This window comes from Rhodococcus sp. C1 (genome assembly GCF_020809065.1).
In the GTDB taxonomy this organism is placed as follows: Bacteria; Actinomycetota; Actinomycetes; order Mycobacteriales; family Mycobacteriaceae; genus Rhodococcus_F; species Rhodococcus_F qingshengii.
The window spans coordinates 6,231,174-6,243,369 of the sequence record NZ_CP078080.1 but is presented as its reverse complement, the minus strand read 5'-3'; the positions used below and the strand labels follow the sequence as shown (position 1 = coordinate 6,243,369).

Below are 12,196 nucleotides of genomic sequence, written 5' to 3'. Positions count from 1 at the left end.
TGGAGATTGTTCGGCGAGACGAACTTGTGTATTTGTTTACCCACATATTAGAGTTCGACCATGACGACACGCGACGCGAAGAACTTCCGCCGCCTGGGAATTGCCGCCCTCGCCGCCCTGCTTCTGTCCAGCTGTTCTGCGGTGAGTTCTGGCTCCGACGACGACCGCCCGGTGGTGCTCACCACGTTCACCGTGCTGTCGGACATCGCCCAGAACGTTGCCGGCGATCATCTTCGCGTCGAGTCGATCACCAAGGCGGGGGCCGAAATTCACGGCTACGAGCCGACGCCCGGAGACATTCGGCGGGCGAGCGAAGCCGATCTGATCCTCGACAGCGGCATGAACCTCGAGGCGTGGTTCGCGAAATTCGTCAACGGACTGGACGTGCCACACGTCGTGGTCAGCGACGGCGTCGAAGGCATTCCGATCGCCGGCGACGCGTATGCGGGCAAGCCCAATCCGCATGCATGGATGTCTCCGCTGAATACACAGATCTACGTCGACAACATGGTGACTGCTTTCAGCGACCTCGACCCGGACAACGCCTCGGCATTTGCGGAGAACGGCGCGAAGTACAAGGCGGAACTGCAAGCAGTTCAGGACGGCCTGGTCAGTGGGCTGGCGGCATTGCCCGCAGGTCAGCGCGCACTTGTCAGTTGCGAGGGTGCGTTCTCCTATCTGGCCAGGGACGCGGGACTCAGCGAGGCGTACATCTGGCCGGTCAATGCCGAGCAGCAGGCGACGCCGCAGCAGATCATTGCCGCGATCGACTTCGTCCGAGCCAATTCCGTTCCCGCCGTCTTCTGCGAGTCGACGGTCTCGGATGCCCCCATGCAGCAGGTTGTCGGGGCGACCGGCGCGAAGTTCGGCGGAACGCTGTACGTCGATTCGCTGTCCGAAGCCGACGGTCCCGTGCCCACCTACCTGGACATGATTCGCCACGACACCGACGTCATCCTCGGCGGTCTGACCGGCGGTAAATCATGAACGATGCCATTCGCGTCGAAAACGTCAGCGTTCACTACGGCGAGGTCCACGCACTGGACCACGTCGATCTGACGTTGAACTCGGGTAGCGTCTGCGGACTGATCGGTATGAACGGTTCAGGAAAGTCGACTCTGTTCAAAGTGATCATGGGGATGATCAAGCCGGACAACGGTTCTGTCAGAATCGCCGGTCTCGACGCAGCCACTGCGCGCAAGAGCGGCCGCGTCGGATACGTGCCGCAGAGTGAAGACGTCGACTGGACCTTCCCGATCAGCGTCCGTGACGTCGTGATGATGGGCAGGTACGGCCACCTCGGGTTCTTGCGACGTCCGCGGCGTGCAGATCGCGAGGCGGTGGCAGAGGCCCTCGAGCGGGTGGAACTCACCGAATTTGCGGATCGTCAGATCGGTCAGCTCTCGGGTGGTCAGAAGAAGCGCGCGTTCGTCGCACGCGGCATCGCGCAGGACGCGTCGATACTGTTGCTGGACGAGCCGTTTGCGGGCGTCGACAAGCGTTCCGAGGCAACGATTTCGATGCTGCTACGAGAGTTGGCCTCCGACGGCCGGTCGATCTTGGTCTCGACCCACGATCTCCACGCTGTGCCGAAACTCTGCGACGAGGCGGTACTGCTCATGCGCAAGGTCCTGGTGCATTCCGACCCGGACACCGTGCTGCAACCGGAAAACCTCGCCCTGGCTTTCGGTCTCGACGTGATGGACAGGACCTGATCGATGAACCTCGTAGAACTCCTACTTGATCCTCTCCAGTACGGATTCATGGTGCGCGCGTTGGCCGTTGCGGTTGTGGCAGCGGTTGTCTGCGCGGTGCTCAGTTGTTGGTTGGTGCTCATCGGGTGGTCGTTGATGGGCGACGCCGTCTCGCACGCCGTGCTGCCGGGTGTTGTCCTCGCTTACGTCGTCGGCGCTCCATTTGCGATCGGGGCCTTGATCTTCGGGTTGATCGCCGTAGCCCTGATCGGACTGATCCGTAACACCAGCCGCGTCAAGGAAGACGCCGCGATCGGTATCGTCTTCACGACTCTCTTTGCGTTCGGTTTGGTTCTCATCTCGGTGACCCCCAGCCAGACCGATCTCAACCACATCATTTTCGGCAACCTGCTGGGGGTGAGCTCGTCTGATCTTCTGCAGGTCGCGATACTCGGCGCGTTGGCGTTGAGCATTCTGTTGATCAAGCGTCGTGATCTGACGTTGTTCGCCTTCGACCCGATCCATGCGAACGCGATAGGTCTTTCGCCCAAGCGCCTGGGTGCGCTGCTACTCGGCGTCCTCGCACTCACGTCCGTTGTGGCGTTGCAAGCCGTCGGCGTCGTGCTGGTGGTGGCGATGCTGATCATCCCCGGCGCGACGGCCTACCTTCTCACTGACAAGTTCTCGCGGATGCTGGTGATAGCTCCCGTCGTTTCCGCGATCTGCGCGATTACGGGTATCTACGTCAGCTACTACCTCGACACAGCTTCCGGGGGCATGGTTGTGATGACGCAGGGCATCGTATTCGCCCTGGTGTACCTGTTCAGCCCATCGCAAGGGGTGATCGCGAAATGGACCTCGCAGCGGCGTAGGACCCGAGCGGAATACAGCGCCGCGGGGCGTACGAGCCTTCCTGATCGTTCGTCCAGTTAACAATCCGCTACCAAATCGGGTAGGTTCGTACGGGCATTCGTCACCACAACATTCCGGCCGCAACGATGCCGGCTGCAAGACGATCGGTGGTGACGCCTTGAACACCGATGGGTTCTTCGATGACGCAGTTCCGAGCGCGACGCACGTGGCTGGTTCTCGGCGTCGTTGTCGCGGTCATCGCTCTCGCCGGATCCGGGCTGCTCAGCCCACGAACTTCGGTTCTGGTGGACGATATCGCCCAGCTCGTCGGCGGAGCCACCGCAACTGCGGTCTGTTGGTGGACATCGCGGCGCTATCACGGCGTCGAGCGTCGTTGGCGAACTCTGATGGCTCTGGGTATGGCCGGCTGGACTCTCGGGATGTTCTTCTGGGCGTTCTACCGCTCGGTTCTCCACGTTCCACTTCCGTCGCCGTCGATCGCGGATATCGGTTTCTTCATGTTCCCGGTGTTCGCCGTGCCGGCGCTTCTGTCGTTGGTGCGTCAGTCGCCCCGGCGTGAGGCGATCGGTCCGATCCATCTCTGGCTCGTGCTGACGCTCGACGGTCTTGTCGTTGTCGGTGGATTGTTCATCCTCACGTGGACAACGGCCCTGGGCGCCGTCGTTCATACCGGTCCGACGGGATCTCTCGGGTTTCTTGTCGCGGTGATGTATCCGATCACCGACTTCGTTCTGATCGCCATGGTCTTGCTGATGGTCATCGGACCGAAGGCCGTAGCAGAGATCCGTGAACCGCTGACGTTCCTCGGGTGCGGGTTGGTGATGCTCTCCCTATCGGACAGCCTGTACGCGTACTTGGTGGCGATCGGCGCCGAGAGTATGCCGACCATCGCCGATGCCGGGTTCATCGCGGGGCCGCCGTTGATCGCCTTGGCGGCGCTGACGAAGCGAACCGAGCCTCGGAACCGCAACGCGCCACAGCAGTGGCGAAGCGATCGGACTCAGTTGCTGCTGCCGTATCTGTTGATCGCGGTGATCGCGACGATCGTGACTGTTCAGGCGCTGATCGTCGGCAACCTCGATGCCGTGGTCGTGATACTCGGCGTCGGCGTGTTGGTTCTCGCGCTGGTGCGCCAAATACTCACGCTCCTCGAGAACGACGCGCTCCTCCAACAGATCTCCGCTGCCCAGGACGAGCTGAGGTACCGAGCACATCACGACCCACTCACCGAGCTTGCAAACCGGGCCGCGTTCGACGAACACTTTGCGAGCGCCATCGAAAACTATCGCCACACGAACTCCGATTGGGTGCTGATGCTTGTCGATCTGGACGACTTCAAACAGATCAACGATCGATACGGGCACCCGGCCGGCGACCGGTTACTGGTTGCTCTCACAGCACGTCTGCGCGAAGCGGTTCCCGAGGGTGCGTTTGTCGCTCGATTCGGTGGCGACGAGTTCACAGTGCTCCTGCAGGGCACGATCGACGACGCCGTCGTCGTGGCTCGCCGGATCGTCGACGCGCTCAGGTCCGATCAGACGGCAGACACATCGGTGTCGGTGGGTGCGAGCGTTGGTGTCGCGCATTTCGAGTCCGCGCAGTTCGAGTTCGGGGACGAACCGCTCAGCGCGCACACTCTTCTTCGCCAGGCCGATGCGGCGATGTACGAGGCGAAGAGAAGTGGGAAGGGAGCGGTCGTTGTCTACGGCGACCGTCGCAAATGGTTATCGCCGTAGTAGTGCGAAAATCGTTGCCGGTGAACCCGATCCGGCCTTGTTGATCGCACCACCGACAAGGATGCTAGCCCCGGTGGTTGGCAGGGCGGCAAGATTGTTCAAGTTCTCCAGGCTGATTCGATGCTTGTCGTACAGGATTGTCGAGACGGGGTAGGTTTCGTCGTTTCCGAGGTCGGGACCGAACGTGTCGGTTCCCAATGCTCCGCGGGTGCCCAAACGGCCGGTGTCTATCAGCCACCGCGCCGCGTCCACCGAGAAGCCGGGCTGGTGGGTGACGCCCTCGGCATCGGAGTTGGCATATTCTTCGCTACCCCAGCGCGATTCCCACCCGGTCCAGAGAACTACGGCCGCTCCATCGGGGATCTTGCCGTTGCGCGTTTCCCATTCCTGCAGGTCCGCGACCGTGAGCGCATAGTCCGAATCGGCGGCAGCCTTGTCCCGGATGTCGATCTTCACTGCGGGGAGGAAGAGGTCCGCCGGATCGAGTTGGTCGGCTGTGAGGCCGCCTTCCTGGAAGTGTGCGGGTGCGCCCCAATGCGTGCCCGTGTGCTCACCTTCCTTGACGTACTGGAGGTAGTAGCCGTCGTTTGCGATGGTGGCCGCTGTGTCGAGAGTGAACTCGGGGTCGCCTGGAAAAACCGGTGTCGTCGCCGGGTCGTTCACGTGTGAGAGCGAAACAACCGACAACTGTTCGTTCAACGGGCTTGTTGCGTCTTGACTGCTTCCGGAACTGCTACCCATGTCGATCACCTGAGGTCCCGCTACCAGCGCCAGACCTGTGGCTGCGCGCTGAAGTAACTGCCGTCGTTTCATCGATCCCCCGCCAATTTGTCCGAATTGAGAGTGTTGCAATCACTTTCGCTCCTTGAACACTAGGACAGAACCTTAGGCTGCTGCGGACCACGACGACCACTCCACATCGCGGACAGCTATGACCTGTCCGTGCGGTCGGTGATCTACGTACTGCGGATACTTTGCGGCCAAAGCATCGATCGCGCTCTCGGACTCCTTGGTGCCGGGGTCGAGAACCTCCGCATGTCCGTCGACGCGGACCCACCAGAGCGCGGACCAGTCGTCGTCGTAATGATCGACCAGCAGGCTTGCGCGCCCCGTCTCGGTGATGTTCCGGAGCCTGCGAAGAGCGGTCGTGGTTTTCGGTTTGTGGTCGACACAGGAATAGACGGTGCCGCCGACCAAGACGAATACCAGCGGCACGATGTGCGGAACGCCGGCCGCATCTGCCGTTGCCAGGTGAGCCACCCGCGCGGCTTCAAATCGTGCTCTCGGGTCGTCCATATTCACAGCGTAAGGGGATCAAGGGTTGCCGCGAGCCGCTGCTGACGGAACAGTGGTCTCATGGAACCGGATGAAGCGCTTCGGGAGATCGCCTACTGGCTCGAACGATCACGCGCTGAAACGCACCGCGTCAAGGCCTATCGCCGAGCTGCGGAGGTCTTTTCAGGATTGTCCGACGAGCAGAAGGAGTCTCGCCGGAAAGCCGACAGTTGGAAGGCCCTCACCGGCATCGGGCCGAAGACTGCCACGATTATCGCTCAGTCGTACGACGGCATCCCCGAGTATCTCGAGGAACTGCGGGGGCAGGCTGAGCCCATCGGCGACAGCCCATTGCGACAAGCCCTCCGCGGCGACCTCCACACCCACTCCGACTGGTCCGATGGTGGAAGCCCCATCGAAGAAATGATGCGACGCGCAGCAGCACTCGGCCATGACTACTGCGCCCTCACCGACCATTCGCCTCGCCTCACAGTTGCCAACGGGCTGTCCGCGGAGCGCCTACGGTCTCAACTCGACGTGATAGCCGGGTTGAATGCCGAATTGGCTCCCTTCCGCATTCTCACGGGAATCGAGGTGGACATCCTCGAGGACGGTTCACTCGACCAGGATCCCGATCTGCTCGACGAACTCGACATCGTGGTGGCGAGCGTCCACTCCAAGCTGCGGTCCGAACGTGAGGCGATGACCCGCAGAATGCTTGCTGCAGTGCGAAACCCGCGTGTCGATATTCTCGGACACTGCACCGGGCGTCTTGTCGAGGGTGCTCGCGGAACCCGGCCCGAGTCGCAGTTCGACGCGGAGAAAGTGTTCGAGGCCTGCCGCGAATCAGGCACAGCCGTTGAGATCAATTCCCGACCGGAGCGTCGTGACCCGCCTTCGCGTCTGATCGAGTTGGCCCGCGATCTCGATTGTCTTTTCTCCATCGACACTGACGCCCATGCCCCCGGTCAGCTGGCTTGGCAGGGCTACGGCTGTGACCGGGCCGAAAAGTGCGGTGTCGAAGCCGATCGGGTGATCAATACCTGGACCGCCGAAGATCTTTTGGAGTGGGCAGGCAATTGAGAGCATGCCGGAATGGGTCACCGAGGCGTTTGCTCGGTGACCTCCGGGTTCAGATCCGCGTGGTGGAGCGGCGGGGTTTCCGGTCGGGGTCGATGCCCGGTGGTGGGATGAACCAGGGCAGGTGATCGGTGCCCATTCGGATTTCCCATTTGCCGGTGAATCCGGGTTTTCGGTGCATCAGGGTGTGGTGGGTTCGGCAGAGTAGGACCAGGTTGTCCATGACGGTTGGTCCTCCTTTGGCCCAGTGTTTGATGTGGTGGGCGTCGGTCCAGGCGGGGACGCAGTCGCAGCCGGGGAAGGCGCATCCTTTGTCTCGGGCGATCAGGGCGGTGCGTTGTGCTGCGGTGACAAGCCTTTTGAGTGGGGTGACATCGAGTGGGGCACCGTTTCCGTCGAGGAGGACGCTGGAGAGCATGCAGTCGCAGGCGATCATGCGGGTGCGGCCGACGCTCAGTGGACCCATCCAGGGCATGTGGCCGACATCGAGATCGTGTTTGTCGAGATCGTGAAAGTCGAGATCGAGCATGCCGGGATCGTCGTCCTCGGAGGGGACAGGTGTTGAGCCATCACTCGTTGTGGCGCATTCACGGTGGTAGGCCAGGTCTTTGGCGTTGATGTGCACGTTCAGGTGTGGGCGTTGGCCGCCGTCGATGCCGGTGGCAGCGTTGTCGAGGTAGCGTCGGATGAGTTCTGCCATGGCGTCTGCGTTGCGTGTGGCGGCGGGTCGTTTGTCGGGTGTGCCGTCTTCGGCGGGGGTGGGCATGGAGAGGTTGGAGAGGGCGGAGAGAAGCATTTCGCCGGTCACTCCGTCGAAATCGCCTCGGACGGCGACTCTTCCGTTGAGGGTGGGGGAGATGCGCAGTTCGTTGCGGTCGGTGTCTTCGCTTGGTGGTGGGTCGTCGGATTCGAACATGTGCTCGAGGACGCTGATGGCGTAGCGCAGTTTGACGGTGGTTGCTTCGGTTCCCGATGCTGCGGCGAGGAGTGTGTCGCGGCAGTACGGTAGTGCGGCGTCGGGCATTGCCTTGGGTGGGGATTCGCAGAACGCCACGATCAGTGCTGCGTGCTCGAAAGTGAGGTCACCGGCATCGAATTGGTCTTCGATCTCGGGAAACGACCGTAGCGCTTTGCCCAGGGCTGCGATTCTTCTGCCGGTGGAGATCTGCAGCATGGTGTGGTTCGCGAGCCATTGTCCGGTGCCGCGGTAGCAGAGTACTTGTTCGTCCGGGTTCAACGTCAGGGTGTCGACAGCGGCCAATCGAATGGCTTCCAGGCGAAGGATTTCCGCTGACGCGGTGATGGCGATCTCGCGGACGTCGCTGGGGTGAAGCCGCCACAATCGTCCGCGCACACCCACGGCGGAGTTGTTGACCACGTCGGTGACAGCATCTTCGGTGATGTTGATCGTCATGAGAACCCCCCGTTCCACCTCCCATCATACTCGAACATACTTTCGAGTCAAGGGCTTTTTCGAGAAGGTGAGGTGGGCCCGGCCGTCGTGATTCTGTTGTTCGAGAGCAGATTCCGTCGCTAGAGCATCAGCGCCGGATCTGTAGTCAGTTCGATGTTCAGCCACGGTTCGTAGGGGAGATCGGCGAGGCTGGTGGCGAACGAGCGTCGTACTGCGTCTTCACCGTCGATGTCCCAGCTGTGTGGCGCGACCATGAACGTCGCTTCGACATACAGCTTGCGACCCACCTTGCTCATGGTGAGAGTCGGTTCGTCCAAACCGAATTCGTCGCGGACGACGGCGATGGCTTCGTGCACGCGGGCCTGAACGTTTTCGCCGGGAGCACCTTCGAGGAGTTCGATCAGTGCGGTTCGCAGAAGTGCGTACGGTTGCGGGACCAGCATCGCACAGCCGAGGAGGACCAAGACGGAGTCGACATATCGGTCGGCGTCGGAAAAATCGGTGCGGCCCAGGATCATTGCGACGACAGCACCGACCGCGACCAGCGCGCTGAAGGCAGCCGACGCTCCCCATTGCCTGGCTTCGGCGACGAGCAGATCAGATGTGCGGTCGACTTGTCCGACGTAGCGCCAGATGATGATCGACACCACTGCGCTGACAGCGCCGTATGCCACCAGAGACCCCGCGGTGACGTCGGCTCCGCCCGCGAGGATGACACGAACTGCCTCGACTGCGGCGTAGGCGAGCGTCGCCAGTAGTGCCATGCCCTGGACAGCGATGACGACCGGGATCAATGCCTCCTTTCCGAACGGGAAGCGTGCGGTGGGGCCCGAGTCGGCTATCCGCGAGACCCGCAGTGAGATCGCCGTCAACACCATTCCGATGAGGGCGTACACACCGTCGAGCAGGATCACCTGGGACTGCGAGATCCAGCCCCAGAATGCGGCGAGCACAGCCAACGCCGTTGCGACCACGAGCGAGTACCGCAGGGCCTTGCGTTCGCGGGTAGCGCTGTCTTCCTTGGTGCCCATGAATTCCAAACCGCCTGTCCGTTTCGATATTCCTTCACGTAGGAATACCAGCAACGACGCGCAGGCACGGGATCAGTGGACCAATTGCGCTGCCAGATCGAGAAAGTCCTCGGCGTTGATGTCGAACTCGTCGGAGAAGGACACATCGGGATTGCCCCTGGCTCCGAATTCGAGTGGTCGAGCTATGAAGGCTGTGCGGAATCCGAGAGCTTTGGCCGCCCGGATGTCATATTTGTGACTGGCAACCATCATGATCTCGGCCGGGTCGTACCCGAGATATCGAGCAGCCAGGTGGTAGATCTTCGGATCTGGTTTGAAGACGCCGGCCATTTCGGCAGTGAAGACGGCATGCCATGGCAGATTTCCGTGCCGGGAGATGCTGACTGCGGCATTCACGTCGGCGTTGGACAAGGCAGCGATTGTGTACTGCTGGCGCAGGGTTGTCAGGCCGGCGACAGTGTCGGGCCACGGGTCCAGGAATTTCCAGGCGGTGGTGAGTTCTTCCTGTTCGGCATCGGAAAGTTCGATGCTCTCGCGGGCCAACAGCTTGCGCAGAGCCTCGCGGTACACCGAATGTACTGTCACCCATTCGCCTGTGGAGTCGTCGGCCTCGGAGGTGTTCGCGAAGTACTCAGCGCGCCAGAGATTGACGAATCTTGGCCAGTCCACGTCGGCGTCGGTGATTCGACGGGCCTCTCGGCACAGTGTGCTGTGAAAATCGGTCGCTGTGCCCTGGACGTCGAACAGCAGTGCTTTGATCTTCTCGCGCACTAGGCCTCCACTCCGAGATCACCTGACGGACTTCCTTCATTATTGCGGCCGCGGCGCCGGATTCGTGCTCGGTGAGCGCAAAGGCTCGACGCGTCGCAAAATAGACATCTATGGCCGACCGCGGATTTACCCCGACTCAGCTCGCCGCCCGAGCTGCCTACTTGCTGCGCGGAAACGACCTGGGCACGATGACCAGTGCTGCCCCGAAGCTGTATCCCCACATGTGGAGCTGGGACGCCGCGTTCGTGGCGGTAGGTCTGGCGCCGCTCAGCGTCGAACGGGCGGTAGTAGAGCTCGATACCTTGCTCTCGGCTCAGTGGAAGAACGGAATGATTCCGCACATCGTGTTCGCGAACGGTGTCGACGGCTACTTCCCCGGCCCGACGCGGTGGGATGTCAATGCGTTGGCAGCGCATGCTCCTTTGGGTACCGCTACATCGGGAATCACCCAACCCCCCGTTCACGCGATCGCGGTGCAGCGGATTCTCGATCATTCGCGTCGGCACGGACGTACGACGCGTGCGGTCGCGGAAGAGTTCCTCGACCGGCGCTGGAGCGATCTGGTTCGGTGGCACCGGTGGTTGGCGGAGGCCCGCGATCTCGACGGCAACGGCCGTATCGCGCTCTATCACGGGTGGGAATCTGGGATGGACAACTCTCCGCGGTGGGATCTGGCGTACGCGAATGTTGTTGCGGGACAAGTTCCTGCGTATCAGCGTGCTGATCTCGCTGTGGTGACGGACCTGTCTCAGCGGCCCACGGATAACGAATACGACCGCTACCTTTGGCTTCTCGAAGAGATGAAGGCCGTGCGGTACGAGGATTCTCAACTCGCCACTGCCATGAGTTTTGCCGTCGAGGACGTGTTTGTCAGTGCGGTTTTCTCGATGGCATGCGACGTCTTGGCAACTATCGGTGAGGAGCATTCGCGGCCGAACTCCGACGTCCGTGATCTGCGCGGTTGGGCAGATCGATTCCGGCAGGGCGTGATTGCCACCACCGATGAACGATCAGGTGCAGCAAAGGATTTCGATCTTCGCACCGGGCGATGGGTTCATACCGAGACCATCGCGATGTTTGCGCCGTTGCTGTGCGGCGGCCTGAGCCGCGATGCCGAGCGCGCTCTGTTGCGCACTTTCGAGGGGCCCAAATTCTGTGGTCACCCGGACATGCGGTTTGCTGTCCCACCGTCGACGTCTCCGGTTTCCGGCGATTTCCGTCCTCGGGAGTATTGGCGTGGCCCGGTGTGGCCGGTGATCACGTGGTTGTTCTCGTGGGCGTTCGCGCGTCGGGGGTGGGCCGAGAGATCGCACGTCTTGCGTTCGGAGGGGTTGCGGCAGGCCAGCGATGGCAGTTTTGCCGAATACTACGAGCCTTTCACCGGTGAGCCGCTGGGCAGTATGCAACAGTCGTGGACCGCTGCGGCTGTTCTCGATTGGCTCGGTTGAGTGAACATTCCCTGAATTAGGGGACAAAACGGACTAGTCGACCTTAGTCTCGGGAAATGGTCGAGCGACGGATCGTCAGGACATTGGGCAAGCTCACCCCGATCGCGATGGCAGCTGCCATCGCGATCACGGCACCTGGCCTCGCCGCTGCCGACGCTCCCCGCGGCCCGGACGTCTCTTCGTGGCAGCACGTGGACGGAACCGGAATCGACTGGTTCCAGGTCAAGGCGTCAGGGCACGAGTTCGCGATGGTCAAGGCCACCGAGTCGCTCAACTACGTCAATCCGTACTTCATCCAGGATTGCCTGGTCATGCGTGCTGCCGGCGTCTCGCGCGGGGCCTACCACTACGCAGACGTTCGCCAGTCCCCCGAAGCCCAGGCCGCCTTCTATTCGGCGATCGTCCTGGGTATCAACGGACCTGGTGACCTCCCGCCCGTTCTGGATCTCGAGGACGCGAAGGGACTGCCCGCCGGGCAGGTCATCGACTGGACTCATCGCTACTTGAATACAGTCCAGGCACTTACCGGGCGGCAGCCCATCATTTACACGTATCCCAACTTCTGGCGTACTCAGATGGCCAACACCACCGAGTTCAACCACTACCCGCTGTGGATCGCCGATTACAACGGGCAGAACGCACCGGGGCCGCTACCCGGCGGTTGGTCCAACTGGACTTTCTGGCAGTACACCAGCACCGGACGCATCCCCGGAATCACCGGAAACACTGATATCAACGTCTACAGCGGAGCCCAGGGCGATTTCGATCGCTACGCCAACAGTGTGGGGTTCGGCAGCAGCTAGTTTGCGGCGGGGCCCTTGGCTCCGTGGTGCCCGGTTCGGGCCCTTTCGCCCTCGATGCATTTGCCTCGAGG

The 12,196-nt window shown here is 61.8% G+C and carries 12 protein-coding genes; 7 read left to right on the top strand and 5 right to left on the bottom strand.

Annotated features, from left to right (window positions below; all coding sequences use genetic code 11):
* Window positions 1–60 precede the first annotated feature (60 nt).
* The 4 genes from KTR60_RS28860 to KTR60_RS28845 all read left to right on the top strand — a co-directional run bounded on the left by KTR60_RS28860 (window position 61) and on the right by KTR60_RS28845 (window position 4,303).
* Window positions 61–987, top strand: coding sequence for a metal ABC transporter substrate-binding protein (locus KTR60_RS28860; protein WP_228401543.1), 927 nt, complete (start codon window positions 61–63; stop codon window positions 985–987).
* Window positions 984–1,715, top strand: coding sequence for a metal ABC transporter ATP-binding protein (locus tag KTR60_RS28855; protein WP_047272639.1), 732 nt, complete (start codon window positions 984–986; stop codon window positions 1,713–1,715). The genes KTR60_RS28860 and KTR60_RS28855 overlap by 4 nt, the downstream gene beginning before the upstream one ends.
* Before the next feature lie 3 nt (window positions 1,716–1,718).
* Entirely contained in the window at window positions 1,719–2,627 is a 909-nt protein-coding gene (locus tag KTR60_RS28850) for a metal ABC transporter permease (RefSeq protein ID WP_228401542.1), read from the top strand.
* A gap of 119 nt (window positions 2,628–2,746) precedes the next feature.
* On the top strand, window positions 2,747–4,303 hold the full coding sequence (locus KTR60_RS28845) for a GGDEF domain-containing protein (protein WP_065456423.1): 1,557 nt from the start codon (window positions 2,747–2,749) through the stop codon (window positions 4,301–4,303).
* On the opposite strand, the gene KTR60_RS28840 is transcribed toward KTR60_RS28845, so the two are convergent.
* Both KTR60_RS28840 and KTR60_RS28835 read right to left on the bottom strand, forming a co-directional pair.
* Window positions 4,292–5,044, bottom strand: a complete 753-nt coding sequence (locus tag KTR60_RS28840; RefSeq protein ID WP_172403480.1) for a cyclase family protein — start codon at window positions 5,042–5,044, stop codon at window positions 4,292–4,294. The two genes, KTR60_RS28845 and KTR60_RS28840, sit on opposite strands and share 12 nt — an antisense overlap.
* 144 nt (window positions 5,045–5,188) lie before the next feature.
* On the bottom strand, window positions 5,189–5,599 hold the full coding sequence (locus KTR60_RS28835; RefSeq protein WP_030537452.1) for a TIGR03668 family PPOX class F420-dependent oxidoreductase: 411 nt from the start codon (window positions 5,597–5,599) through the stop codon (window positions 5,189–5,191).
* 60 nt (window positions 5,600–5,659) lie between these two features.
* Between KTR60_RS28835 and KTR60_RS28830 the strand changes: the two genes are divergently transcribed.
* Entirely contained in the window at window positions 5,660–6,661 is a 1,002-nt protein-coding gene (locus tag KTR60_RS28830; RefSeq protein ID WP_003942580.1) for a PHP domain-containing protein, read from the top strand.
* 49 nt (window positions 6,662–6,710) lie between these two features.
* Here KTR60_RS28830 and KTR60_RS28825 read toward each other — a convergent pair whose 3' ends face one another.
* The 3 genes from KTR60_RS28825 to KTR60_RS28815 form a co-directional block, all read right to left on the bottom strand.
* Window positions 6,711–8,072, bottom strand: coding sequence for an HNH endonuclease signature motif containing protein (locus KTR60_RS28825; protein ID WP_228401541.1), 1,362 nt, complete (start codon window positions 8,070–8,072; stop codon window positions 6,711–6,713).
* Between the two features lie 119 nt (window positions 8,073–8,191).
* On the bottom strand, window positions 8,192–9,103 hold the full coding sequence (locus tag KTR60_RS28820) for a cation transporter (RefSeq protein ID WP_065351664.1): 912 nt from the start codon (window positions 9,101–9,103) through the stop codon (window positions 8,192–8,194).
* A gap of 72 nt (window positions 9,104–9,175) precedes the next feature.
* Window positions 9,176–9,874, bottom strand: a complete 699-nt coding sequence (locus KTR60_RS28815) for a haloacid dehalogenase type II (protein WP_007735269.1) — start codon at window positions 9,872–9,874, stop codon at window positions 9,176–9,178.
* Window positions 9,875–9,984: 110 nt separating this feature from the next.
* Between KTR60_RS28815 and ggh the strand changes: the two genes are divergently transcribed.
* A complete protein-coding gene (gene ggh / locus KTR60_RS28810; RefSeq protein ID WP_042449890.1) occupies window positions 9,985–11,322 on the top strand; it encodes a glucosylglycerate hydrolase in 1,338 nt (445 codons plus the stop codon).
* Window positions 11,323–11,429: 107 nt separating this feature from the next.
* Window positions 11,430–12,125 (top strand): glycoside hydrolase family 25 protein, encoded by a 696-nt coding sequence (locus tag KTR60_RS28805; protein ID WP_370334015.1) that lies wholly within the window; start codon window positions 11,430–11,432, stop codon window positions 12,123–12,125.
* Window positions 12,126–12,196: the final 71 nt, after the last annotated feature.